The sequence below is a fragment of the Micromonospora sp. NPDC057141 genome (assembly GCF_042670805.1).
Classification (GTDB): Bacteria; Actinomycetota; Actinomycetes; order Mycobacteriales; family Micromonosporaceae; genus Micromonospora.
In genome coordinates, this window is record NZ_JBHUVA010000048.1 from 22,728 (window position 1) to 48,900 (window position 26,173).

Annotated in this window: 16 protein-coding genes; 11 read left to right on the forward strand and 5 right to left on the reverse strand. The window is 69.5% G+C overall.

Annotation, left to right across the window (positions count from 1 at the left end; translation table 11 throughout):
- Positions 1–12: 12 nt before the first annotated feature.
- Complete coding sequence (locus ACFT41_RS21970; RefSeq protein WP_377586832.1) at positions 13–1,086, forward strand: hypothetical protein; 1,074 nt, start codon at positions 13–15, stop codon at positions 1,084–1,086.
- A gap of 83 nt (positions 1,087–1,169) precedes the next feature.
- On the opposite strand, the gene hisC is transcribed toward ACFT41_RS21970, so the two are convergent.
- The 4 genes from hisC to hppD are packed head-to-tail and all read right to left on the reverse strand — an operon-like array spanning position 1,170 to position 5,217.
- Positions 1,170–2,273: a histidinol-phosphate transaminase gene (gene hisC, locus ACFT41_RS21975; RefSeq protein ID WP_377586833.1), complete on the reverse strand. Its 1,104-nt coding sequence runs from the start codon at positions 2,271–2,273 to the stop codon at positions 1,170–1,172.
- Positions 2,270–3,268 (reverse strand): RDD family protein, encoded by a 999-nt coding sequence (locus ACFT41_RS21980; protein WP_377586834.1) that lies wholly within the window; start codon positions 3,266–3,268, stop codon positions 2,270–2,272. The genes hisC and ACFT41_RS21980 overlap by 4 nt, the downstream gene beginning before the upstream one ends.
- Complete coding sequence (locus ACFT41_RS21985; RefSeq protein WP_377586835.1) at positions 3,265–3,990, reverse strand: RDD family protein; 726 nt, start codon at positions 3,988–3,990, stop codon at positions 3,265–3,267. Before ACFT41_RS21985 ends, ACFT41_RS21980 begins: the two co-directional genes overlap by 4 nt.
- Before the next feature lie 21 nt (positions 3,991–4,011).
- A complete protein-coding gene (hppD, locus tag ACFT41_RS21990) occupies positions 4,012–5,217 on the reverse strand; it encodes a 4-hydroxyphenylpyruvate dioxygenase (protein ID WP_377586836.1) in 1,206 nt (401 codons plus the stop codon).
- A gap of 137 nt (positions 5,218–5,354) precedes the next feature.
- Between hppD and ACFT41_RS21995 the strand changes: the two genes are divergently transcribed.
- The 3 genes from ACFT41_RS21995 (at position 5,355) to ACFT41_RS22005 (ending at position 9,191) form a co-directional block, all read left to right on the forward strand.
- A complete protein-coding gene (locus ACFT41_RS21995) occupies positions 5,355–5,861 on the forward strand; it encodes an Lrp/AsnC family transcriptional regulator (RefSeq protein WP_377586837.1) in 507 nt (168 codons plus the stop codon).
- Between the two features lie 135 nt (positions 5,862–5,996).
- Positions 5,997–7,421 (forward strand): PQQ-binding-like beta-propeller repeat protein, encoded by a 1,425-nt coding sequence (locus ACFT41_RS22000; RefSeq protein WP_377586846.1) that lies wholly within the window; start codon positions 5,997–5,999, stop codon positions 7,419–7,421.
- Positions 7,422–7,523: 102 nt separating this feature from the next.
- On the forward strand, positions 7,524–9,191 hold the full coding sequence (locus ACFT41_RS22005) for a fumarate hydratase (RefSeq protein WP_377586838.1): 1,668 nt from the start codon (positions 7,524–7,526) through the stop codon (positions 9,189–9,191).
- Between the two features lie 61 nt (positions 9,192–9,252).
- Here ACFT41_RS22005 and ACFT41_RS22010 read toward each other — a convergent pair whose 3' ends face one another.
- Positions 9,253–9,444, reverse strand: a complete 192-nt coding sequence (locus ACFT41_RS22010; RefSeq protein WP_377586839.1) for a hypothetical protein — start codon at positions 9,442–9,444, stop codon at positions 9,253–9,255.
- A gap of 272 nt (positions 9,445–9,716) precedes the next feature.
- On the opposite strand from ACFT41_RS22010, the gene ACFT41_RS22015 reads away from it, so the two are divergent.
- The 7 genes from ACFT41_RS22015 to ACFT41_RS22045 all read left to right on the forward strand — a co-directional run bounded on the left by ACFT41_RS22015 (position 9,717) and on the right by ACFT41_RS22045 (position 25,986).
- Positions 9,717–9,977: a GntR family transcriptional regulator gene (locus tag ACFT41_RS22015; protein WP_377586840.1), complete on the forward strand. Its 261-nt coding sequence runs from the start codon at positions 9,717–9,719 to the stop codon at positions 9,975–9,977.
- Positions 9,978–10,121: 144 nt separating this feature from the next.
- Positions 10,122–10,385, forward strand: a complete 264-nt coding sequence (locus ACFT41_RS22020) for a hypothetical protein (RefSeq protein WP_377586841.1) — start codon at positions 10,122–10,124, stop codon at positions 10,383–10,385.
- Positions 10,386–10,667: 282 nt separating this feature from the next.
- Positions 10,668–17,144 (forward strand): carboxypeptidase regulatory-like domain-containing protein, encoded by a 6,477-nt coding sequence (locus ACFT41_RS22025; protein ID WP_377586842.1) that lies wholly within the window; start codon positions 10,668–10,670, stop codon positions 17,142–17,144.
- A 155-nt stretch (positions 17,145–17,299) separates the two neighbouring features.
- Positions 17,300–23,911 (forward strand): RHS repeat-associated core domain-containing protein, encoded by a 6,612-nt coding sequence (locus ACFT41_RS22030; RefSeq protein ID WP_377586847.1) that lies wholly within the window; start codon positions 17,300–17,302, stop codon positions 23,909–23,911.
- Entirely contained in the window at positions 23,908–24,498 is a 591-nt protein-coding gene (locus ACFT41_RS22035; protein WP_377586843.1) for a hypothetical protein, read from the forward strand. Before ACFT41_RS22030 ends, ACFT41_RS22035 begins: the two co-directional genes overlap by 4 nt.
- Positions 24,499–25,019: 521 nt before the next feature.
- On the forward strand, positions 25,020–25,289 hold the full coding sequence (locus ACFT41_RS22040; protein ID WP_377586844.1) for a hypothetical protein: 270 nt from the start codon (positions 25,020–25,022) through the stop codon (positions 25,287–25,289).
- Between the two features lie 166 nt (positions 25,290–25,455).
- Positions 25,456–25,986, forward strand: coding sequence for a hypothetical protein (locus ACFT41_RS22045; RefSeq protein WP_377586845.1), 531 nt, complete (start codon positions 25,456–25,458; stop codon positions 25,984–25,986).
- Positions 25,987–26,173 lie beyond the last annotated feature (187 nt).

The following is a 26,173-nucleotide window of genomic DNA, read 5'->3' on the forward strand; positions in this document are numbered from 1 at the left end:
ACCCTCCTGGTCATGCCCGGGGCGCCGGCGCAGGCCGCGCTGCACACGTCGGGCCTCCCGGCGCGATCCGGCACGGTGGTGGGGGCGCCCGACCTGCCCGAGGCCGAGCAGCCCGCGGGGCAAGGCCACCGCGACGGACCGGACCGGCCGTCGCCCGTCCCGAGCACGGGACCGGTCGGACCGGCCTCCGCCGTCGGGATCCGGCTGCTCGACGCACCGGTGAACCGCCGGGACGACCCCCGGGCACACAAGTACATCGTCGACCACGTCCGTCCCGGCACGACGATCAAACGTCGGGTCGTGGTCGAGAATCTGTCCGAGGACCCTCGTCCGGTCGCGGTCTACGCCGCCGCCGCCGACGTTACGGAGGAGGGCTTCGTCTTCGCCCCGGGCCGTACCGAGAACGAGCTCAGCAGCTGGATCGACGTCAGCCGTGGGGAGCTGCGCCTGGCCCCCGACGAGGAGTCCGAGGTCCTGGTGACGATCGAGGTACCGCGCAAGGCCGAGGCCGGCGAGCGGTATGCGGTCGTCTGGGCCGAGGTCGCCGGCGTCCCAGGGCAGACCATTCGCAACGTCGGCCGGGTCGGCGTCCGGGTCTACCTTTCCGTCGGGCCGGGCGGCGAGCCACCCTCCGGTTTCGAGATCGGCCCGATCAGCGGCGGACGGGCCGAGGACGGCGCCCCCATCGTCACCGCGGAGGTGCGCAACACCGGCCAGCGGGCGCTCGACCTCGGCGGCGACCTGCGGCTGACCGAAGGGCCCGGCGGTCTCTCGGTCGCCCCCGTCAAGGTCGAGACGACGACCCTCGCCCTCGGCGGCGCCACCACGATCCGCGTGGCACTGGACCGCCGTCTGCCGGACGGACCCTGGACGGTGCGGCTCGACCTCGCCAGCGGCTGGACGAAGCGCTCCGCCAACGGGACGGTCCGGTTCGGCGGCGCTGGCGCTCCGGCCGTAGCCAGCGCCGTGGACCACTCCGGGCAGGTACTCACCGGCGGGCTGGTCGCCTCGGGACTGGTGCTGGTGCTCCTCGGCTGCTACGCGTACCGCCGCCGAGCCCGCGGGCCGGCGGTGGCCGCCATCTGAGCCGTCCGGCCCGGTCCTCGGCACGCTGACGGACCGGACCGGACCGGACCGGACCGGTCCCGCCCGCGCGCGGCGGCCCCCGTTCAGGCCAAGGCGGACTCGGCCGCCGCGAGGAACGCGTCGTTCTCGGCCGGGGTGCCGATGGTGACCCGGACCCCGTCGCCGGGGAACGGCCGGACGATCACGCCGCGCGCCTCGCACGCCCTGCCGAACTCGACCGCCCGCTCGCCCAGCGGCAGCCACACGAAGTTCGCCTGGCTGGCCGGCACGTCGGGGACGAACTTGCGCAGCGCCTCGGTGACCCGGTCCCGCTCGGCGACGACCAGCGCACAGCGCCGCCCGACCTCGTCGGCCTGGGCGAGCGCGGCGAGCGCGCCGGCCTGGGCGGCCATGCTGGTGGAGAACGGGGTGACCACCTTGCGCACGGCGGCGGCCACCCCGGGCGCGGCGACGAGGAAGCCGATCCGCAGGCCCGCCAGCCCCCACGCCTTGGACAGGGTGCGCAGCACGACCACGTTGGGCCGGTCGAGGTAGGTCAGGCCGTCCGGCACGTCGGCGTCGGTGACGAACTCCCGGTACGCCTCGTCGATGACCACCAGCACGTCCTCGCCGACGGCGTCGAGGAACCGGTCCAGCTCCGCCCGGCGCACAGCCGTGCCGGTCGGGTTGTTCGGGTTGCAGACCAGCACCATCCGGGTCCGGTCGGTCACCGCCGCGGCCATCGCCTGAAGGTCGTGCCCGTGCCCGGCGTCGTTGGGCACCCGCACGCTGGTCGCGCCGCTGGTCGCCGCGATGATCGGGTACGCCTCGAACGACCGCCACGAGTAGAGCAGCTCGTCGCCGGGCAGGCAGGTGGCCCGCACCAGGTGCTCGGCCAGCGCCACCGATCCGCAGCCGGTGGCGATCCGGTCGGGGTGCACCCCGTGCCGCTCGGCGAGCGCCTGGCGGAGGGCGACGACGCCCATGTCCGGGTACCGGTGAGAGCCGGCGACCGCCTCGGTGACCGCGTCCACCACGCCGGGCAGCGGCCCGTACGGCACCTCGTTGCTGGCCAGTTTGATCGCCTCCGGCAGGCCCAGCTCGCGGGCCAGGTCGGCGGGGCTGCGGCCGGGCACGTAGTTGGGCAGCGCGTCGAGGTCGGCGCGGGTCAGCCGCAGCGGCGGCTCGTGACGTCCGGGGTCGGTCATGGGGTGTCTCCCGAGGGGTTGGCGGGGTCGTCGGCCGGCTTGGCGGGGCCGTCGTGCGGGGCGGTGCCGCCGCCGGCGGCGGGGGTGCGCGGGGGGAGCCGGACCACCACGGTCTGCGCGCGCTTGTCGTGCAGCGCCTGCCGCAGCGGGTGGTCGAACAGCGGCGACACGGCGTCGACGAGTTGGAGCAGCAGGCCGAAGCCGCAGCAGTACCAGAGCAGGGTGGGCAGGCCCAGCGTGCTCCACCGGCGCAGCGCCCGCCCGAAGCCGAGCGGCTGGTCGGCCTCGACCGGCACGGCCCGTACGCCCAGCAGCCGCTTGCCGAGGGTCTGCCCGTTGCCGGCCATCGCCGGCACCTCGTACGCGAACCAGAGCGCGGTGGCGATCAGCAGGATGGCGACCTGGAGCCCGCCGGCCTGCTCGCCGGGCTGGGGCAGCCCGTCGGTGGACGTGTCGCCGGTCATGCTCCGGCGCAGCACCTCGCGGAAGTACGGGGTGACCTCCTCGACGTACCGGTAGACGAACCAGCCGTTGACGACGGCGTTGAGCAGGAACACCATGCCGAAGTCGATCAGCCGGGCGACGAACCGGGCACCGAAGGAGGCCAGCGGCAGCCCGTGCGGGCGGGGCACGGGCGGACGCCCCGGCCACCCCGGGTACGCCCACCCGGGCGGATATCCCTGGCCGGGTGCCCCCGGCTGACCGGGGACCGGGGGCTGACCGGCCCCGGGCCAGCCGAGGAACGGGCCCGGGGCGGGCGGCGCGGCGGGCCCGCCTGCCGGCCCGGGGGCCGCCGTGGGCGTGGCCGACCCGCCCGGGCCTGGGCTGACCGGCGTGGGGGCGGGGCTGGCCGGGGGCGGGGACTCGACCGGGGGCGGCCCCTCCGGCGGGGTGGCGTCGACCGGGATCGGCGTACCGATCCAGCCCTCACCGTCCCAGTATCTCCTGGTGTCGGGGTCGGCGGGGTCGACGTACCAGCCTGGTTGCACGCTCACGGAGCAACCTTAACGACGACCGTCCGGGCGAACTTGTCGTGGAGGCACTGCTGCCAGGGCTTGTCCCAGAGCTGCCAGAGCCCGTCGAGGTAGTTGAGCCCGGGCACCACCGCGGCGGCGACGAACTGCACCAGGTAGCGCCGCCCGGCCATGCCGCGGTCGAGCGTCCGGGTCGGGTCGAGCGGGACGACCCGGATCTTCATCACCTTCTTGCCCAGCGTCTGCCCGGACCGGCGCAGGTACTCGACGTGGTAGAGCCAGTAGAGCCCGAGCATCAGCACGAACAGCCCCAGCTCGGCCAGGAACAGCGGCAGCATGATCTCGGTCAGGAACGTGCTCGGGTCGGGCTCGACGAGCGTGCCGTCCGGGTTGGTCCGGGTGAACTGGTCGAACATCCTGACCCAGATGAACACCATGACCGGCAGGAACAGCGTAAAGACGACCACACTGGCGACGGCGCTGTCGATCAGGAAGGCCAGCAGGCGGTCGCCGAAGCTCGCCAGCGGCTGCCCGCCGGGGCTGACCGGCACCGGCGCGTACCCGGGGCGCGGCGGGGCCCACCCGGCCGGTGGGGCGTATCCGGCCGGTGGGGCATAGCCGGGCGGGCCGGGCTGCGCCGGGACGGCGTACCCCTGCGGGACCGGGACGGAGGGCGGCGCGACGCCACCGGCGGGCGGCTGCCCGCCGGCCGGCGGCGTCGGGTACGTCGGAGGCTGGGTCACGCTCGACAGTGTCGCAGGTGACTACAGGTTGCCCCGCTTCTCCTGCTCCCGCTCGATCGCCTCGAACAGCGCCTTGAAGTTGCCCTTGCCGAAGCCGAGCGAGCCGTGCCGCTCGATCAGCTCGAAGAACACCGTCGGACGGTCCTGCACCGGCTTGGTGAAGATCTGGAGCAGGTAGCCGTCCTCGTCCCGGTCGACCAGGATCCTGCGGGCCTTCAGCTCCTCGATCGGCACCCGCACCCGGCCGATCCGGGCGCGCAGCTCCGGGTCGTCGTAGTACGAGTCGGGGGTGTCCAGGAAGTCGACGCCGGCCGCGCGCATCGCGTCGACGCTGGCCAGGATGTCGTTGGTGGCCACGGCGATGTGCTGGGCCCCCGGGCCCTGGTAGAACTCCAGGTACTCGTCGATCTGCGACTTCTTGCGGGCCACGGCCGGCTCGTTGAGCGGGAACTTGACCTTGCGGGTGCCGTTGGCGACGACCTTGCTCATCAGCGCCGAGTAGTCGGTGGCGATGTCGTCGCCGACGAACTCCGCCATGTTGGAGAAGCCCATCACCCGCTGGTAGAAGTCGACCCACTCGTCCATCCGGCCCAGCTCCACGTTGCCGACGACGTGGTCGACGGCCTGGAAGAAGCGCTTCGGCTGGAGGCCGGCGTCGATCATCGGCTGCCGGTCCACGATCGGGCCCCGGGCCACGAAGCCGGGCAGGAACGGGCCGGTGTAGCGGGACCGGTCGACCAGGGTGTGCCGGGTGTCGCCGTACGCGTCGATGACCGCGAACCGGACCGTGCCGTGCTCGTCGCTCAGGTCGGTGGGCCCGGTCCGGCCGGTCGCGCCCTGGGCGACGGCGTGGGCGTACGCGGCGTCCACGTCGGGCACCTCCAGCGCGATGTCCACCACGCCGTCGCTGTGCTTCGTCACGTGCTCGGCGCCGGGGGCGTCGGGGCGTACCGCGCCGGTCAGCACGAACCGGGCCGAACCGCTGGTCAGCACGTACTCGGCGGAGTCGCGGAAGCCCTGCTCCGGCCCCCGGTACGCCACGCAGGTCATGCCGAACGCCGTCGAGTAGTAGTGCGCGGCCTGCTTGGCGTTGCCGACCATGAAGTGGACGTGGTCGAGCGCCTTCACCGGGAACGGGTCGTGGCTGATGTCGTGGTCGACGGCGCCGACGAGCCGGTCGACGTCGATCTCCTCGGTGGGCTTGGGTCGGTCGATCGCCTGGGTCATGGTGACCTCCTCGCGTACCGGCCGGCTTCGTGGGCCGCCGTGGTGGGTTGTACCGCGAGGATCGCCGGGCCGGGTCGGGTTGGGCAACAGTTGCGCATATCCCTGGTCAGGTTGCGCATTCGGTATGGTGTTCACCCGTGACCGCTGTGCAGGATGTCCAGCTCGACGAGCTGGACGCGCGACTGATCGAACTCTTCGCCGAGGAGCCCCGGATCGGCGTCCTGGAGTGCTCCCGGCGGCTCGGCGTGGCCCGGGGCACCGTCCAGGCCCGCCTCGACAAGCTCCTCGACCGGGGGGTGATCGGCGGGTTCGGGCCGGACATCTCGCCGGCCGCGATCGGCTTCGCGGTGACCAGCTTCGTCACCCTGGAGATCAGTCAGCGGCTCGGGCACGACCCGGTGACCGCCCACCTCGCGGCGATCCCCGAGGTGCTGGAGGCGCACACCATCACCGGCTCCAGCGACCTGCTCTGCCGGATCGTCGCCCGATCCAACGCCGACCTCCAGCGGGTGATCGACCAGATCGTGGCGTACGAGGGGATCCGGCGGGCGTCGACGATCATCGCGCTCGCCCAGCAGATCCCGTACCGGACGCTCCCCCTGGTCCGCTCCGCCGCCCGGGGAGAAGGAAGGGCCCCCTCCTAACGCTTTTTGTAGAAGAAGGGCCCCCTTTTAACACGCCGGTCACCGAGAAAGCGCCGCGACACGGCCGCACCGGCGCTCGGGGCGGCGGTGATCGTCGTTACCGTGTCCGGTGTGGCGAAGGTGGGCGGCCTCAGGATGCGTGGCTGGTTCCTGCTCGGCCTCGTCACGGTGGTCGTCCTCGCCGTGGCCGGGGTGTGGAACCCGTGGCCGGGCGTGTGGGACTGGGTCGACCGCAGCGAGCCGATCTCCGAGCCCGACGTCATCTGGCAGCAGCGCGTCGGCGGCACCCCGAAGAGCGTCACCATCGCCGGCGACACCGTGATCGTCGAGCAGCGCACCCGGGTCGAGGCACGCAGCCTCGCCACCGGCGCACAGCTGTGGGACCGCAAGGCCGACTGGGCCGCCGTGGCCGGCGGGGACCGCGACCCCGTCGTCGCCGTGGGCAAGCTCCTGGTCAAGGGGTACGAGCTGCTCGACCCCACCACCGGCGCGACCCGCCGCCGCGACGACGACGCGGTGGCCGTGTGGACGTACCGGAACCTGCTGCTCGACGCCCACTGCGTCGAGGCGACCGACTGCACGCTGAGCGCCTGGGACCCGCGCGGCACCGCGCCGCTGTGGACGGCGTTCCTGCCCGGCGTCAGCACCGGCCTCTTCGCCGACAACCCCGACCTGCTCGGCACCCGCCGGCTCACCGCCAACCGGATCGACGCCGGGGTGGCCGGGCCGGAGCCGGTGCCGCCGCTGCTCGGCTTCTCCGTGGACGGCCGGGTGCACGTGGTGGACACCGCCACCGGCCGGGTGCTGCAGAACGTCGAGCAGGGCCGGGACGAGCGGCTCGCCGTGGTCGGCGGCCGGATGCTGCGGATCAGGGCCGTCGGCCAGGACGGCGCGTGCGCGTTCACCCTCACCGCGCACGACCCGACCACCGGCAAGGAGGTGTGGCGGCGCACCGGCGTCAACCTGCGCACCGCCGACAGCGTCGGCTGCGTGCAGCGGGAGGACCCGCAGGGCGCGCGGAACGTGCTGATCGGTGTGGCCCCGGACGGCCGCGAGGCGGTCATCGACGGGTACGACGGGCGGCTGCTCCAGGTCAACGGCGAGGGGCAGAAGCTGATCGCCGTCGACGACCGGTACGCGCTGCTGCGTACCGCCGACAAGCGTTCCATCGTCGCCCGGGAGTTGGGCGCGGACCGCACCCGGTGGACCCGGCCCACCGGCGAGAAGAACGGCGCGACGCTCACCCCGTACGCGGCGGTGCTCACGCAGGAGAAGCCGAACCGGCTGATCGCGCTGGACCCGCGTACCGGAAAGGAGCTGTTGGTGTTGCGGACCTCGGCCAACGCCCTGGCCGTGGGCCCGGCGGGCATGGTCATCGGCGAGGGCCGCGAGATCGGGTACGTCCGTTTCGGCGCGGGCGGCACCGCCCCCGCGCCCGGCGGCGACGCCGGTGTTCCCGGCCCCGGCAGCAGCGGCGGCGACCCGGGCGGCGACACGCCCGGTGGTGGCGACGGGCCGGCCGACGAGGACCGCTGCGGCCCGAAGCAGGAGCTCTGCTGAGAGCCGTGCGGCCGGGGCGCTGAGAGCGGTGTGGAGAGCGAGGTCCCTTCAGGCCCCCGTCGGTTGCGATCGATCGACCGGTCTGCCCTAGGCTTTCCGCTCATGAGCAGTGCCGCCGCGTTCTCCTACGCCCCCTTGCTGCCGACCGGTGCCGACCAGACCGAGTATCGCCTGGTCACCGACGAGGGCGTCGACGTCGTCAACGGTCCGGGCGGGCGCCGGTTCCTCACCGTGGAGCCGGCCGCGCTGACCGCGCTGACCGCCGAGGCGATGCACGACATCGCCCACTTTCTCCGCCCCGCCCACCTGGCCCAGCTCCGGGCGATCATCGACGACCCGGCGGCCTCGCCGAACGACCGGTTCGTCGCGCTGGACCTGCTGCGCAACGCGAACATCGCGGCCGGCGGGGTGCTGCCGATGTGCCAGGACACCGGCACCGCCATCGTGATGGGCAAGCGCGGCCGGCACGTGCTGACCGACGGCGGCGACGCGGAGGCGATCTCCCGGGGCGTCTACCAGGCGTACACGAAGCTGAACCTGCGCTACTCGCAGCTCGCCCCGCTGACCATGTGGGAGGAGCGCAACACCGGCAGCAATCTGCCGGCGCAGGTGGAGCTCTACGCCGAGGACCCGGACGGGCACCCCGACGCGTACAAGTTCCTGTTCATGGCCAAGGGCGGCGGGTCGGCCAACAAGTCGTACCTCTACCAGGAGACCAAGGCGCTGCTGAACCCGACGCGGATGATGCAGTTCCTGGAGGAGAAGCTGCGGCTGATCGGCACCGCCGCCTGCCCGCCCTACCACCTGGCGATCGTCATCGGCGGCACCAGCGCGGAATACGCACTGAAGACCGCCAAGTACGCCTCCGCGAAGTACCTGGACGCGCTGCCCACGCAGGGCTCGATGACCGCGCACGGCTTCCGCGACCTGGAACTGGAGGCGGAGGTGCTGGAGCTGACCCGCAACTTCGGCATCGGGGCGCAGTTCGGTGGGCGCTACTTCTGCCACGACGTGCGGGTCGTCCGGCTGCCCCGGCACGGCGCGTCCTGCCCGGTGGCGATCGCCGTGTCCTGCTCGGCGGACCGGCAGGCCGTCGCCAAGATCACCCCGTCGGGCGTGTGGCTGGAGCGCCTCGAAACCGACCCGGCGCGCTACCTCCCCGACGTCACCGACGAGACCCTCGACGCCTCCGACGTGGTGCGCGTCGACCTGAACCGGCCGATGGCCGAGATCCGCGCCGAGCTGTCGAAATACCCGGTGAAGACCCGGCTGTCGCTGACCGGCCCGCTGGTCGTCGCCCGGGACATCGCGCACGCGAAGATCGCCGAGCGGCTCGACGCGGGCGAGCCGATGCCGCAGTACCTGCGCGACCACGCCGTCTACTACGCCGGCCCCGCCAAGACCCCCGAGGGGTACGCCTCCGGCTCGTTCGGCCCGACCACCGCCGGCCGGATGGACGCGTACGTGGAGCAGTTCCAGGCCGCCGGCGGCTCGCTGGTGATGCTCGCCAAGGGCAACCGGTCCGCCCAGGTGACCCGCTCCTGCCAGCAGCACGGCGGCTTCTACCTCGGCTCCATCGGCGGCCCCGCCGCCCGCCTCGCGCAGGACTGCATCCGGCACGTCGAGGTCCTCGAATACGCGGAGCTGGGCATGGAGGCGGTCTGGAAGATCGAGGTGGAGGACTTCCCGGCCTTCATCGTCGTCGACGACAAGGGCAACGACTTCTTCGCCGAGGTCACCAAGCCGGTGCTCACCGTCGGCCGCCGCTGACCCACGCAGACCAAGGAGCCCCGGTCGGCTGGCCGGGGCTCCTTGGTGTCGGGTGCTCGGGTCAGCCCCGGCAGTAGTGCGACTCGTACTCGTACAGGGCCGTCGCGCCCTCTCCGCGATCCCGGCCGGAGAGGGTCAGCCGCTGCACGGGAACCATGACGCGCTGGCCTGTCGTCCCGCTACCGGCGTCGAACCACACCTCTACCGTGTCCCCGTCCGGTAGCTCCCGTGGGCCGATCGCCAGGATCGTCATGAGGCGCGCCTTCCGATGCGGGGCGGCTGGAGGCGGTCAGGGAAACTGTTCATCGGGTCGGACCTCCGATGTCCGATCAAGGCCCCCGGTTCGCGTGGCTGCGCCTGCCGGGGGCCGCTTCTTTTGGAGGCCCTCGGACGCTTCGAGGGGGTGCGGCCCGCCAAGCCCCCGAGGGATGCCAGGGACTCTATCGTCCTCGTGCATAGGCTGCCTAGGGTGCCCTGGGCGCCGCTATTGCCGTGGGTGCTCCTGTTGCCCGCCATGATGAAGCCATGACTGCGAGGATCGACCCGATGTCGCCGGTGCCGCGATACCGGCAACTCGCCGCGATCCTTCGAAAGGCGATCGAGGTCGGCGATTACCCGCCGGGGAGCCGGCTCCCGTCCGAGAAGACGCTGACCCAGACCTACGGGGTGGCGCGCGAGACCGCCTCCAAGGCAATGGACGCACTGGCGGCCGAGCGTCTGGCCGTCATGGTTCCCGGGGTGGGCTGGCACGTCCCGCCCGAGGCAACCGGCAGCCCTGACGCATAGGAGTCACGGCAACGTCGTCAGCGAACGAGCGTTGCCTGACCCTGCCCGCGTAGGTGCCGCCTCGGGTGATCAACTGTCGGCCAGCGACGGCCGGGGCGCAGCCGGCTTGAGGTGGGATGCGGTGCGCGTGTCAGAGTTGGCCACATGGCGGGCGACCTTGAGGCGGCGTCGGAGGCGTACCGAGCGGCGCTCCAGCGGGTACAGGATGGGCTCGCGGAAGTCGCCTCGGCCCGTGCTGATGTGCCCAAGGTGCGCGAGCGGCTGGCCGCCGCGATCGTGACGGCATACCGGGGCGGTCGGCGGGTTGGCGAGGTCGCCCGAGTCGCCGGCTATGGCCGTGAGCAGGTCCGGCGAATCTTGCGGGCCAACGGCGTGGAGTCCGAGGGCACCGGCAGCCCTGACGCTTAGGTCGCCAAGCCCGTACTCACCGCAGCCGCCGCTGGCCTTCCCGCCGCCGCAACCCGCATGTACGAGCAATCACTCACGGTGGTCGGCTCGGTTGTTTTGCGATGCGGTTGTCCGTCTTGTGTTGGCAAGTTGTAGTCGACCTTTACATCGAACAACTCTCATCTCTACTGTCTGAACGCACCGTCAGGCGTGATCACGGGGGTTTGGCCGATGGCTGGTTGGCGTACGCCTGCGTACATTTCGCGGGGCCGTTCAGGGTTCTTCCGGCGCTGGCTGGCAGGGGTGACGGCCGCGGCCTCCGTGGTCACCGCTCTCGGCGTGCCGGCCGCTGCCGCTGCCGCTGCCGCGCCGCCGAAGGGCGCGTGTGTCGAGGAGCAGCCGAACGGGAATGCGGCCCGGCGGATGGTGGCGACCTGTGGTCGGCGGGTGGAGATCCTCTCCGAGCGCACGGAGTGGTCGCAGACGTTCGCCAACGTCGACGGCTCGCAGACGCTCGAGCAGACGATCGAGCCCACTCGGGTGCGTAAGGGCGGGTCATGGGTGCCGGTGGACACGACGCTCAAGGCCACCGCCGGGGGCATCGCGCCCCGGGCCACGGTGCTGCCGATGGTCTTCTCCGCCAAGGGGGGCGACGGTCCGTTCGCCACGCTGCGCGACGGGTCCCGTCGAATCGAGGTCTCCTGGCCGGGAAAGCTGCCCGCGCCGGTCGTGAACGGCTCCACGGCCACCTACCGGGACGTCCTGCCCGACGTGGACCTCCAGGTGACAGCCCAGCCGCTCGGCTTCTCGGAGGTGCTGGTCGTCAAGACCCGCGCCGCCGCTGCGAACCCGAAGCTGGCGACGCTGCGGTTCGGTGTGGAGACGAAGGGCGTCACGGTCGGCCCGTCCTCCGGTGGCGGGCTCGCCGCGCGGGACAACAAGGGCGGCATCGTCTTTGCTGCCCCGGCTCCCTTGATGTGGGACTCCTCCGAGGCCGGGGATCCTGTGGGTGGAACTCTGGAGAAGGGCAGGGGGCAGGCTGCCGGCCCGTCGCGCAAGCCGACAGCGGCCGAGGCCGGAGCCGTGGGTGCCAGGACCGACGGTACTGCGGCGGGCCGGGACGACGCACCTGAGGGTGCCCGACGGGCCGTGATGCCTGTGCGGGTCGACGGCGACACGATGACGCTGGTCCCGGACAAGGCGATGCTGGCCGATCAGCGGGCCAAGCTGCCGATCTACATCGACCCGTCGTGGACCGGCGGGATCGCGAGCAACGCGTGGACGTCGGTGTGGAGCAAGTACAAGTCGAGCTCCTTCTGGCAGAACTCCACGGCGCTCTACAACGGCAAGACGGTCGGGTCGGCGGGTGCGGGGCGTACCGAGGACTGCTCGGGCTGCGCCGACCACATCATCCGGTCGCTGTTCCGGATGAACACCGCCAGGGTCGCGGGCACGCACATCCTCAGCGCCCAGTTCCGGGTGGAGCAACGGTGGTCGTGGACGTGCAGCCCGAAGTCGAACGCGAAGGTGTGGATGACGGGGGCGATCTCGTCGGGCACGACCTGGAACAATCAGCCGACCTGGTACAGCAACTACACCTCGCAGGCGGTCGGGAACCGAAAGTACGGTGCCGCGCACGGCTGTCTGGGCACCGGGACGATCGAGTTCAACGTGACGTCGATGGTGGCGAAGGCGGCGGCGAGCAAGTGGTCGAACCTGACGGTGGGTCTGCGCGCGGTCGACGAGGGGACGAAGGACCAGTGGAAGCGGTTCAACCACGCCTCGCCGAAGCTTGCGATCACCTTCAACACGGACCCGAACGCGCCGGCTGACCGTAGCTCGGACGGCAAGGGTTGCCTCACCGGCACGTCGCGGCCGTACGTGTTGACCACGACGCCGGCGCTGGCGGCGAAGCAGTCCGACCCGGACGTGTCGCAGCAGTCGTTGACCACCTGGTTCTACTGGTGGCCGGTGGGTGGCTCGCGCAACGAGACGGACAAGATCTCCCAGGCCAACGGCAACCCCGGACCGGTGGGGCCGACGATCCCGGCGGGCAGGCTGACCGACGGGGCGAGCTACGTGTGGCAGGCCCGGACGTGGGACGGCTCGCACAACAGCGCCTGGTCCGGCACGTGTGAGTTCACGGTCGACGCGACACCGCCGCCGGCGCCGGCGGACGTCGCGTCCACGGACTACACCGATGACGGGGTGGCGCACGGCGGGGTGGGCCTGGCCGGCACGTTCGCCGTGACCGCGCCCGGCACCCGGCCGTACGAGGTGAAGGAGTACGCCTACAGCCTCGATTCCGGGGTGCTGACCGCGGCGAAGACCGTGCCGGCTCGGTCCACGGACTACGGGGCATCGATCACCCTGCCCCCGTTGCACGACGGGGTGAACACGCTGTACGTGTGGTCGAAGGACCACGCGGGGCGGTTCTCCACCCCGGTGACGTACACGTTCAGCGTCAGCGCGGGCTCCGGCCCGGCGGCGCAGTGGACGTTCGAGGAGACCGGCGCCACCGCCACGGATGCCACCGGCCACGGCAACACCCTGGCCATGGGCTCGGCCAGCCGGGTCGCCGGGCGCTCCGGCGTGGGCTCGGCGTTGTCGCTGTCCGGTACTACTGCGGCGACCCTGACGGGCACGCTCAACACCCCGCACCCGGACACCGGTGTCTCCACCCCGGTGCGGACGGACGCGAGTTTCACCGTCGCCGCATGGGCCAAGCTCAGCTCGACGGCGGGCGCCGGGGTGCAGACCGTGGTCAGCACCAGCGGCTCCCGCATGTCCGCATACCACCTCGGCTACGCCGGCAGCAGCCAGCGCTGGCGGTTCACCATGGCCGCCGCCGACTCGGACAACGCCACGCTCTACAGCGTGCTGTCCGACGCGGCGCCCGCGGCGGGCAAGTGGACCCACCTCGCGGGCGTGTACGACGGGTCGACGAAGAAGATGACCTTGTACGTCAACGGCGTGGCCCAGACCGCCACGACCACCATCACGGGTGGCTTCGACGCCACCGCCGAGGTGGCGGTCGGCAAGCGCAAGTGGAACGGCGCGTACGACAGCTACTTCACCGGGGCGGTCGACGACGTGCGGTTCTACAACTTCATCGAGACCCCGGCCAACCTGGCGTCGCTGGCCGTGCCGCTGCCCCCGACGATCACCTTCCCGGACGGGGCCGAGGCCCTCGCAGGTGGTCAACTGACGGTTACGTTCGACGCGGGCGGCGACACGAACGTCACGCAGTTCAAATACAGCGTCAACGACGACGGCCTGAACGCCACCGTGAACGCCACCACTGCGGGTGGCACGGCGACCGTCACGATCAACGTGGGCAGTGTCACCGGTGAGCGGCGCGTCTACGCGGCTGCTGTGGACGATGGCAACCGGCCCAGCGGTGTGGCGGAGAAGCCGTTCGCAGTGTCGCCTCCGGCGAGCCTGTCGGGCACCGTGTGGGATCCCAACTTCGTGCCGCAAGCCGGTGCCGTCATCCGGCTGGAACCGGGTGGATACCAGGCCAGCTCCGGGATCGACGGCAGCTATGCCCTGACCAACTTCCCGACCGGCTCGTACACGGTTACCGCTGCTTTCGGCGGCCGGTGTGGCCTGGCGTTCAGCGATGCGGTCGAGATTGAGGGCGGGGGACACACCCTCGACATCTTCCTCGCCGCGATCAGTGACGACCTGGGGACGATCTGTACCGAGCAGACCACGGCGTTTACCGCCGCCGGTACGACGCTGGCGTTGACTGGTGACGACGCCGTGGCCGCGGTGCAGTTGCCGTTCGCGTTCCCGTTCTACGGTGGGGCGTACCGTAGCGCCTGGGTGGACACCAACGGTCTGCTGTCGTTCACCGACCCCGGAGGCTCGCACCCGTACACCGGTGGTGGGCAGTTGCCGGCCCCGGCGGACCCGAATGCCCTCGTCGCTGCGTTCTGGGATGACCTGGTGGTCGACGGGTCGGCGAGTGTGCGGACCGCGACCACCGGCACTGGCGCGGATCAGCGGTTCGTCGTCGAGTGGCGCAACGTGCACCGTAAGGGCGACACCACTGCGCGGCTGTCGTTCGAGGCGGTGCTCGCGCCGGACGGCACGGTGACCACGAACTACGACCAGCTTGACAGCAATGCGGAGAAGGGCGCCAACGCGATCGTCGGGATCGAGGCGGACGCGGGCGAGGACGGCCTGTCGTACTCGATCGGTGAGCCGGTGCTGGCCAGCACCAGGGCCATCACCTTCGTCCGCCCGGACGTCGCGGGTGGGCTGGAGACGCACAACCTCTCCGGCGTGCTGACCGACGCGGCCGGCACCCCCGTCGTGGGTGCCACGGTCTCGCTCGACCCGACCGGCGTGAGCGCCACCACCGGCGCTGGCGGGGCGTACACCTTCACCGGTCTGGTCGCGGACAGCTACACCGTGTCGGCGAAGCTCGCCGGCCGGTGCGGTGTCGCGGTCCGCGCCCAGGTGGAGCTCTCTGTTGACATCGTCCGCAACCTTCAGCTCGGCCCCGACTACGGTGGCCTGGGCTATGCCTGCGCCACCGGCGCGTCCGGCTTTCAGGCGGCGTCCACGGTCCTTGCCCTGACCGGCGACGACGCCGCGACGTCGGTGACGCTGCCCTTCCCGGTGCAGTTCCACGGGCAGTCGTACACCACCGGCCGGGTGCACACGAACGGCCTGGTCAGCTTCGGCAGCGTCTCGGGTGAGCCCGACACGTGGGCCAACCCGACGATGCCGACGGCGACGGCCCCCAACGCCGTGGTGGCCCCGTTCTGGGACGACTTCGAGGTGGACGCGTCGGCCAGCGTGCGGACGCAGACCTTCGGCGCGGCCCCGAACCGGTCGTACGTGGTCGAGTGGCGCAACGTCAACTTCCGTCCGCCCAGCACTGGGCGGCTGACCTTCGAGGTGATCTTCCACGAGGACGGGCGGATCGCGTTCCACTACGGTGCCATGTCGACCCCGGTCCAGCAGGGCGCGGGCGCGACCGTGGGCCTGGAGAACGGCTCGGGCACGGTGGCCGCGCTCTATTCCTTCCAGGAGGCAGCGCTCACCGGCAACACTTCCATTACCTACACGCCGGCCCCCACCGGCACCGTCAGGGGCGTCCTCACCACCGCCGTGACCGGGCAGCCGGTCGCGGGGGCTACGGTCACCCTGAACCCGGGCAACCGCAGCGCCACCACGGGCGTTGATGGCAGCTACCAGTTCACCACCGTGCCGGTGGGCGAGTACGCGGTCGCCGCAGCCACCGGCGACAGCCGGTGCGCCGGCCAGTACGCCAAGGAAACCGTCGACCATCCCGGCGGTACGTCCGACGTGGACCTGTCGGTGATGGTCGACGGCGACGAGTTCGGCTACAAGTGCACTACCGGGGCGACGGCGTTCGTCACCGGTAACGTGACGGAGGGCTGGACCGGCGACGAGACGGTGTGGCAGAAAAACCCCCCGTTCCCGGTGAAGCTCTACGGGGAGTCCTACACCTCGGCCTGGATCAGCGCCAACGGTCTGATCAGTTTCAAGGACCCGGCCTACTTCGGCTGGATCGGCTCCATCCCGGGCACCCTGCCGTCGCCGGCCGCCGAGGGCTCCCCGAACGCCGCCGTCTACGTCCACTGGGACGACTGGGTGGTCGACACGCAGGCGGCGATCGCCACCAAGATCAGCGGCACCGCCCCCAACCGGCAGTGGGTCGTGGAGTGGCGCAACGTCCACGCCTACGGCGACACCAACACCCGCACCACCTTTGAGGTGATCTTCAGCGAGGGTGGCGACGTCACCCTGGCGTACAGCGGTATCGATCCCACCAAGCCGATCGAGCGGGGCGGCGAGGCCACCGTCGGCATCGAGAACGCCGACGGGTCCATCGGCTTCCAGTACCTGCACCGGGAGAACTGGCTGGCCAGCGGCCAGGGCGTGACGTTCAAGCCCAACCCGCCGGGCCTGGGCAGCGTCACCGGCACGATCACCTGCCAGGGCACCCCCGTCGCCGGGGCGAGCGTCGCGGTTGCCGGCGCGACGGCGACGACCGCAGCGGACGGCACCTACCAGGTCACCGCCGTGCCGGCCGGATCCTGGGCGGCGATCGCCACCGTGCCCAGCGGCACCTGCAAGGGCTCCGACGTGCGGCAGGTCGTGGTCGGAACCAGCACCCAGGCGACCGCCGACTTCGCCCGGGCCGCCACGCCCGCCGGCGGTGGGTACACGCTGGCTGAGCAGGCCGTGGCGTACGTCCCCGCCAACACCACCGTGCTGCCGGTCACGGGGGACGACGCGTATACCTCGGTCGCCCTGCCCTTCCCCGTGAATCTTTACGGGCAGAGCTACAGCACCGGCTGGGTGGACAGCAACGGCGTGGTCAGCTTCGTCGACCCCGGCGAACCCTCGCCCGACGCCTGGCCGATCCCCTCGCCGGCCAGCCCGGAGGAGCCGAACGCCGCGCTCTATCCGCTCTGGCACGACTGGGTCGTCGACAGCAATGCCAGCGTCCGCACCGCCGTGCGCGGCAGCGCACCCAACCGGCAGTTCGTCATCGAATGGCGCAACGTCCACTCCTACGAGGATCCCCTCACCCGGATCACCTTCCAGGCCATCCTCGACGAAGCCGGTGGCTACAGCTTCGCCTACACCGACAACGACGGAACCTTCCTCGAGCGCGGCGGTGCCGCCACCGTCGGCATCGAGAACGCCGACGGCACTTCCGCGATCCAGTACACACATCGCCAACCTGTCCTTCGCCCCGGGCTGGGGCTGAGGTTCGACCCGCTCACGCCATGACCCTGTTTCGACCGCGCCCAGCCCCTGAATCTCGGACCCTCCGGAGGCCCTCGGTGATGTCCAACCTGCCCGCCGTCCCCGATCTCTCGCCGATGCGGCGGGTCCGCCGTCGTACGGTGCGCCGCTCCGGTGTGGCAGTGAGTGTTGCCGTCGTCATGCTGGCCAACCTGATGGGGGTTCCAGCCCCGGCTGCGGAGGCCGCTAGGCCCACCAGACCAGCAGCCAAATCGGTGCCTACAGTGCCCGTGAGCGCGGTCAAGACTCGCCCGGACGATCAGACCGAACAACCCCGGGCGGCGAGTGCCAAGCCGGCACCGGTGTGGCCGGCGCCGGGCGCGGCCGTGGTCGACCTGACGTCCGCGCAGCCGGGCAAGCCGGTCCGCGCGGGCGGTTCGCCGGTACGGCTCAGGCCAGCATCTGGGACGGGTCGCTCGGCTGCGACTGATCCGCAGCGGGTGCGGCTGGAGGTCCTGGACCGGGCGGCAACACATCGCGCTCAGGTGCGGGGGGTGTTGCTGTCGATCGGCCGCGCGGACAGGGCGGCTGGTGCCGGTCGGGTCGACGTCACGGTGGACTACCGCTCTTTCGCCACCGGGTACGGGGCTGACTGGTCGAGTCGGCTGCGGCTGGTGTCACTGCCGGAGTGCGCGCTGCGTACGCCGGAGAAGAGGCAGTGCGCGGGTACGCCACTGCCGTCCCGCAACGATCTCGCTGCCCGTACGGTGACAGCTACCGTGCCGGTGGATGCGGCCACCAGCCTGGTCGCGGTGACGGCTGCCCCGTCCGGGCCCGCCGGAGACTATTCGGCCACGCCGCTGCAGCCGTCATCGACGTGGTCGGCGGGAGGCAACTCGGGTGCCTTCACGTGGTCCTACCCGATGCGGGTGCCCCCGGCACCCGGCGGGCCCGCGCCGCAGCTGGCACTGAACTACTCGTCCCAGTCGGTCGACGGCCGACACGCGGCGTCGAACAACCAGCCGTCGTGGGTGGGTGAGGGCTTCGAGGCCTGGCCCGGGGGGCACATCGAGCGGCGCTACCGGGCCTGCGCCGAGGACATGGACGGTTCGGCGAACAACGACCTGGAGACCGGCGACCGGTGCTGGGAGACCGACAACGCCACGCTGTCGCTCAACGGCCACTCCGGTGAGCTGATCTACAACTCGTCGGAAGACCGTTGGCACCTACGCAACGACGACGGGTCCCGCGTCGAGCGCAAGACCGGGGCGGCCAACGGGGACAACGACGGCGAGTACTGGGTGGTCACCACCACCGACGGCATGCAGTACTGGTTCGGTGCCCAGCGCCTGCCGGGCTGGGCGTCTGGCGATCCGGTGACCAACTCGACGTGGACGATGCCGGTGTTCGGCAACGATCCCGGGGAGCCGTGTCACGCGACCGCGTTCGCCGACTCCGACTGCGTGCAGGCGTGGCGGTGGAACCTGGACTACATCGTGGACCTGCACGGCAACTCGGCCTCGTACTGGTACGTCAAGGAGACCAACAAGTACGGCCGTAACCGGGACGCGGACGATGATGCCAGCTACGACCGGGGTGGCTGGCTGGACCGGATCGACTACGGCACCCGGAGAGACAGCGGCGTCGAGTCGGCGCTCGACTCGCCGGCTCCGCTGCGGGTCGACTTCACCGTCGCGGACCGGTGCCTGAGCGGCTGCGCCACACACGACGAGACCCACTGGCCCGACACGCCGTGGGACAGCGAATGCACCGGCACCTCCTGCACGGACAACTTCGCGCCGACGTTCTGGACGACCAAGCGGCTCGCCTCCATCACCACGCAGGTGCGCGACGGCAGCAGCTATCGCGACGTCGAGCGATGGACCCTCACGCACACCTTCCCCGATCCCGGCGACGGCACCCGCGCCGGACTGTGGCTCGACCGCATCTCCCACACCGGCCTGGTGGGTGCCACCACCACCGTGCCGGACATCGAGTTCACTTCGGTCCAGCTGTCCAACCGGGTCGACACGGGGGACTTCGCCGCAGCGATGAACTGGATGCGGATCACGAAGATCCGCACCGAGTCGGGCGGCACCACGAGTGTCACCTATTCTGCACCGGACTGCGTCGCCGGGCAGACGCCCACGCCGCACACGAACACCCGCCGCTGCTATCCGGTGATCTGGACCCCGGAGGGCTATCAGGATCCGGTGACGGACTGGTTCCACAAGTATGTCGTCACCACGATCTTCGAGAACAACAACACCGGTGGGGTCGTCCCACAGGGCAGCCCGCGCGTCGCCTACTCGTACAGCTACCTCGACGGTGCGGCGTGGCACTACAACGACGACGACGGGATCATCGACAGCAAGCACAAGACCTGGTCGGACTTTCGCGGTTACGGCCGGGTCGGGGTGACCGTCGGTGATCCCGGCGAACAGACCTATGCCGAAACCCGCTACTTCCGGGGCATGAACGGCGACCGGGCGACGCCGACGGGCGGCACCAGGTCGGTCACCGTCGACGGGATCGCCGACGAGGACTGGTATGCCGGCACGGTCCGGGAGTCCAAGACGTTCAACGGGCCGGGCGGCCCGGTGGTGTCCCGGGGGACCAGCGATCCGTGGGCATCCGCGGCGACCGCCACCCGGACGGTCAACGGGGACACCGTCACTGCCCGGTTCACCAGGATCGGCACGACCCGCAGCTACACGGCGCTGGACGCGGGTCGTGGGGAGCGGGTAACCAGGACGACCACCAGCTTCGACGCGTACGGGATGCCCGTCAGCGTGGACGACTTCGGTGACGACAATGTCGCCGGCGATGAGCAGTGCGCCAAGACGGACTACACGCCGCGTAACACCAGCGTCTGGTTGATGGACCGGGTCCACCGGGTGCAGAGCTACGCGGTGAAGTGCGCCGATGCCGCCACCCCCACCTCGCTGGGCGAGGACGACGTCATCGGCGAGGCCCGGACCTCGTATGACGGCAACGCGTTCGAGGCGACACCCACCCGGGGCCTGACCACGCGTACTGAGGTGATGGCGGCCTGGAACGCTGGCGCGCCGACCTTCACCACCGTCGTCCAGGCCGGGTACGACGTGCAGGGCCGGGTCGTCTCCTCGCGTAACGCGATGAACTACGAGACGAAGACCGCGTACACCCCGGCCAGTGGCGGCCCGGTCACGGCGACGACCGTGACCAACCCCCTGCTGCATGTCGCGACCACGACGCTTGAGCCGGCCTGGGGCACGGCGACGGCGACGGTCGACGCGAATGGCAAGCGCACTGACCTGTCCCACGACGGGCTGGGCCGGCTCACCTCCGTGTGGCTGCCGGGTCGGACGAAAGGCACCGACAGCGCCGACATGACCTTCGCGTACCAGGTCCGCAACGACGCCGCCACCGTCGTCACGACCGCCAGGCTGAACGCGCAGGGCAACTACGTCACCACCTACGCCTTCTACGACGGCCTGCTGCGGCCCCGGCAGACCCAGGCGCCGTCGCCGTCCGGCGGTCGGCTGCTTACCGACACGTTCTACGACACCGCCGGGCGGCAGGTGAAGGCGTTCGACCCGTATCATGCCGCCGGCACGCCGGGCACCACGCTGGTGACCGCGACGGAGCAGGCCTTCGTGCCCACCCAGAGCAGGACCGCCTACGACGGCGCCGGCCGTGCCACCGCATCGATCTTCCAGCCCTACGACACCGAGCGCTGGCGGACCAGCACCTACTATGCCGGCGACCGGACCGACGTCACACCACCGGCTGGCGGCACCGCCACCTCGACCGTCACCGACGCCCGAGGCCGCACCGTCCAGCTACGCCAGTACCACGGGACGACGCCGACCCCGGGGACCGCCGGCAGTTGGGACACCAGCACCTACACCTACGACCGCAAGGGCCAACTGGTGGCCTTCGCCGACCCGGCGGGCAACGACTGGACATCCACCTACGACATCCGGGGCCGCAAGACGACGACCGACGACCCCGACAAGGGCGTGACCACCTTCACCTACGACAACGCAGGTCGCGTCACCGCCACCGAAGACGCCCGTGGCGAGAAACTCGCCTACCTATACGACCCGCTGGACCGCAAGCGTGGCGCCTACGAAGACCAGATCGGCGGCACCATTCGGGGCCAGTGGGGGTATGACACCATCGCCAAGGGTCAGCTCACATTCAGCACCCGCTTCATCGGCGGCGCCATGTACCAGGTCAAGGTCACCGGTTACACGGACCTCTACCAGCCCACCGGTACTCAGGCCCTCATCCCCACGTCCGAAACCGGGCTCGGCGGCACCTACAACTCCTTCAACGGCTGGAACCGCGACGGCTCGCTGGCCTCGACCAGTTTCTCGTCCACCAACAGCGACCTGCCCAGCGAGACCCTCCAGTACGGCTACAGCGACCTCGGCCTGCCCACCACCCTCGACACGATCTACGGGGGGTCGAGCAACCTTTCCTATGTCGAAGGCACCGACTACAACGCCCTCGGCCAGACCAGTCAGTACCACCTGTACACGGGCAGCGGAGGACGCGTCCAGCAGGCGTTCACCCGGGAGTTGGAGACCGGCCGGCTCACCGGAATCCGCACCGACCGGGACTCGACCGCCCCGTACATCCTCGCCGACGTCCGCTACACCTACGACCCCGCCGGCAACATCGTCAAGGCCCAGGATGTTGCGCCGGCCCCGGTCGACGACACCCAGTGCTTCGGCTACGACCACCTCCGCCGGCTCACCCAGGCATGGACCCCCACCACTGGGGACTGCGCCACCGCGTCGACCGTCGCCGCCCTCGGTGGCCCAGCGCCCTATTGGCACAGCTGGACCTTCGACACCGTCGGCAACCGGCAGACCCAGACCGAACACACCAGCGCCGGGAATGCCACCACCACCTACACCTATCCCGCCGCAGGCAGCCCGCAGCCGCACACCCTCACCGGCACCAGCGGCGCGCAAACTGGCTCCTACACCTACGACCAGACCGGCAACACTCTCACCCGCCCCACCAACTCCTCGGGTGTCCAGACCCTGACCTGGGACGCTGAAGGTCACCTGGACACCTCCACGGACACCACCGGGACGACCAGGTACATCTACGATGCCGACGGCAACCGGCTGATCCGCCGCGATCCCACCGGCTCCACCCTCTACCTGCCCGGCCAGGAACTCCGCTATACCACCGCCACCGGTGCCACCACCTGCACCCGTTACTACTCCCACGCGGGCGCCACGATCGCCTCCCGCAATGCCACGGGGCTGAACTGGCTGTCCAACGACCACCATGGCACCGCCCAGGTCAGCGTGGCCGCTATATCACAGCAGGCGACCATCCGCCGGCAGCTGCCGTACGGCCAGGACCGCGGGACCGGTGTGAGTTGGCCCAACGACAAGGGCTTTGTCGGCGGGACCGTCGACAACACCGGGCTGACCCACCTCGGTGCCCGCGAGTACGACCCCGCCACCGGGCGCTTCATTAGCGTCGACCCACTCCAGGACCTGGCTGATCCCCAGCAGTGGCACGGCTACACCTACTCCCACAACAACCCAACGACGTTCAGCGATCCCAGCGGCCTTATCGACGAGGATTGCGCGAAGGTCGCGGGCGGCTGCTCCGAATACAAGCCAGGCAATGAGCAGGCAAACCGGAGGAGCAAACAGAAGAACAGTTGCTGGCCGATCAGGTGCTCCAGCACGATGAAATGGAACGATCCGAGGACCCTCGGCCACGTCATCCTGGTTCCCGAGGCCATCGACATCGACCGGTTCACCCAACTCTGGAATGACTCCCATGGTGACGTCATAGGCGCCGCCAAGGGGTGGGACCCGGGCCAGGTGATGCATCAGGAATTCGAGCTGGCGATGCAGGTGTGCGGGGTCATCGACGACGCGGCCTGCCGCAAGTGGATACAGGACGTGTTGTGGCCCGGCTACTGGGCCACCATGGAGCCGCTGCCGGACGAGGATGGCCTTGCGCTGCCAGTGGGCATGACGTCGCTGGGGCGTGCGGTTCTGCCGCCCGGTGCCGAGTTGCCGACGCAGAGAGGTGTCACGCCGGCGTGGCAGGAATCCGGATTCTGCAGTTTTGCCGGGGACACGGACGTCCTCCTGGCAGACGGGACCGTCAAGCCGATCAAGGAGATCAAGGTCGGCGACGAGGTCCTGGCGACTGATCCGGTGACGGGTGAGCAGGGCCCACGAGTCGTCACCCACCTGTGGATCCATGAAGACGAACTCGTCGCACTGTCCGTCGACGGCGCCGACCTCACCACCACGGAGGATCACCCCTTCTGGAACGCCAGCGACCAACAGTGGCAGCCGGCAGCCGACCTCGACAAGGGTGATCTGCTGAGGACGCCCACCGGCACCGGAGCGCTGGTCGACAGGCCTGCGGACGGGTTGTCGAGGCGCGGCACTGCCTACAACCTCAGCGTCAACGGCCTCCACACGTACTATGTGCTCGCCGGCAACGTACCGGTGTTGGTGCACAACACGAACGGATGCTGGCCCGGTCTGGATGATCTCTCGGCAACTGGGGCGCGTCCTGCCAAGGGTGGTTTGACCCACGCCGGTCGGGAATACCAGAAGCACATGGGTAGAGGGGAACTTCCGAAGGTGCCAGGAAAAGAACTGGACACAGCGGGCCAGGACTATTTGGACGATATCCTGACGACGCCTGGGACGCGGCGTGTGCCCATCAATGGTGGCAGCTTCAATGGCGGAAACTATTACATTCGCCCGGATGGCGCCGGCGCAGCCTTCGACAGTAACGGTGTATTCCAGTACTTCGGGAAATTCTCGTGATCACTATAGAGCCAGCCACGTTGCATAGAGCGGATGATGGCCGACTCAGCGAGCTGGCGGGGACACTTGCTGGCCAACGGCTGGTTGGTGCGCGGTATGTGACTCCGGCCGGTACTGGCTGGTCAAACTACAGTGATATCGAAGGTGTTCATGACGTCGGCATGGGAGTCGAATTAGTCACGGAGACGGGACTCGGTCTGGAACTGTCGTGGGCGACGCCAGGTCGCAAAGAAGGATTATCTCTGACGCTAGGCCGCGAAGAAGAACGGATTTCAAGTGACCTCGTTGACCTCGTTGATGTTAGCGGGCATCAGGACTGGTTGGGCATCATCGGCAGTTTTGTGGAAATGGTCGCCGTTTCCTTCTGCATCCATAGCGACGACTTATCGGTCAGGCCGTGGTCCGTCCGGGTCGGACTCTCGAATGGATCATCAGTAACAGTCGCACTCGGTGAGACCGAGGGCAATTTCATTCGTTACTTGCCGGACAATATCGTCGTTATATTGAACGAGGCTGCAGCTAGAGGCTATGAAATCGCCGACGGTCTTCAACCTGCGTGGGGTGAAGTTGTGCCGCACGCAGAGTAGCCATCGGTCCCCCGGGTGCGCGAAGGTCGGCCTGCGTTGCCGTCAGGGTTGCCGTCACGGCTGGCCTCGCATGTAAGTTTATCGATGGGCGCCCGTCGGTCGAGATCAGCGGGAAGCCCGGCCGCTGGGCGGCGTGCCGTTAGCGGTGCGGTCGATCCCGGAAGCGGTCGCCGTGCTGGTGGCGGTGAAGGGATTGTCACGGCCCAGCGCTGGGCCGGAACTTCCCGCTTGGGCGGTTCGGTGTTGGTGGGCGTGGGGACTGTAAAACGAACGGCTCTGGCTCATATTCGGTGGTAGCAGAGAGTAGCGGACCAGTCGGCTAGACGGCAGCCCTGTATAAGTCTGCATTATTGGGGCAAAAGGCGTAGCGAATCCATGGTTTGCAGCCTTCACACGAAGCCGGCCAGCCCTGAGGTTCCGACGTCAGGGGCTCCCGCATGTGCCTGCGATGCCGCTACAGAATGTCACCACCGAAAGTGAGCCAGAGCCGTTCGTTTGACAGACCCACTGATCGGGATGAGGTGGAACGCGCGATCATCGGCATCATCTGGCAACGGCAGGTGCGGGAAAATGTAGCAGATGCGCCATTGTTCCCGAATCAAATGAAAGGTGCGCTGCTGCAAGAACTCGCCAAAGCAGACAAGCTGGGTGTCAAGCCAGCGCGACCTGGCACACCCGAATTTGACGCTGCAGTCCAATCCGGTACTGTAAAGTGGGTTGTCTTGGAAGACGGAACCCTCGTCGTGATTCCGAAGTATGTGAATGGAATTGAGTATCGCACGCAGTCCTAAGTCGGGGCGCATCAGTGGCAGCCGCTGGTGAGGCTGAGATTGCCGGTTCGTCTTCGTCTGGATACTATGGTCTTGATATCAATTTCCACAGCGGGCACTTCCTGCCGTCGGCTACTAGTTTGCAGATAGGGAAGGATGCGTTCGCTATGTTCGGGATAGGGTTCTGATGACACCGCTTTTCGAGGACCTGGTCCACATGGACCTGCGGACTCTGGCTACATGGATTCGATCTGAAAGCAACATTGTAAACCTAGGTCAGCAAGAAGGCCGCGGGTTGGTGGAGATTTTCTCTAGTCGACTGGTGGAGGAAGCTGAAGATGTAGGCCCTGACGAATGGAACGGACTAGCAGGCGCGCTGGACAGGGCAATGCTGTCGGCGGACCTCGATCCGACTGAATCGGCGGTAAGGCAGATAAATTTGATGAGTGCGCTGATGGCCGCCGTTGGGCCGTCCTCCGATTCGTTGCGGAACCCCGACGCTGCGATGGCTATATTCCTTGGTGCGTTGCCGATGGAATTCAATGAGGCATCGGCTCTCGTGGCCAATTGGCGCCGGGCAAGCCAGGAAGATATTAGACGCCTTCGCTCTATTAGGAATCTACTTACCCCCCTTGTGGGTGCCGAGGCCCTAATCTCCGATGCAGTTGGCAAGGAAGCTATCGGGAAGTGGATGACGCTTCTGGATCAGTTGCCATAGTGCTACCCTCGATGATTCGCGCCTGACGCCGGCTTCTTCGGCCCGGCGTTCCTGATCGCTGTTTGTCAATGTCGAATGGTTCTGGGCATGGTGGAAGGTCTTTCAAAAGTCGGTCGATGCCCATGGATGTCACGTTGGGTGAGATGCGGGGGTGGCCGTGACCCGGGCCGACTGTCCGGAGTAGACG

Coding starts and splice junctions, on each gene's coding strand:
- hisC (WP_377586833.1), bottom strand. CDS start 2,273: ATGACCGACCCCGGACGTCACGAGCCGCCGCTGCGGCTGACCCGCGCC.
- ACFT41_RS22010 (WP_377586839.1), bottom strand. CDS start 9,444: ATGACGATCCTGGCGATCGGCCCACGGGAGCTACCGGACGGGGACACG.
- ACFT41_RS22030 (WP_377586847.1), top strand. CDS start 17,300: ATGCTGGCCAACCTGATGGGGGTTCCAGCCCCGGCTGCGGAGGCCGCT.
- ACFT41_RS22005 (WP_377586838.1), top strand. CDS start 7,524: ATGAGCAGTGCCGCCGCGTTCTCCTACGCCCCCTTGCTGCCGACCGGT.
- ACFT41_RS22020 (WP_377586841.1), top strand. CDS start 10,122: ATGGCGGGCGACCTTGAGGCGGCGTCGGAGGCGTACCGAGCGGCGCTC.
- ACFT41_RS22015 (WP_377586840.1), top strand. CDS start 9,717: ATGACTGCGAGGATCGACCCGATGTCGCCGGTGCCGCGATACCGGCAA.
- hppD (WP_377586836.1), bottom strand. CDS start 5,217: ATGACCCAGGCGATCGACCGACCCAAGCCCACCGAGGAGATCGACGTC.
- ACFT41_RS22000 (WP_377586846.1), top strand. CDS start 5,997: ATGCGTGGCTGGTTCCTGCTCGGCCTCGTCACGGTGGTCGTCCTCGCC.
- ACFT41_RS22045 (WP_377586845.1), top strand. CDS start 25,456: ATGACACCGCTTTTCGAGGACCTGGTCCACATGGACCTGCGGACTCTG.
- ACFT41_RS21970 (WP_377586832.1), top strand. CDS start 13: ATGCCCGGGGCGCCGGCGCAGGCCGCGCTGCACACGTCGGGCCTCCCG.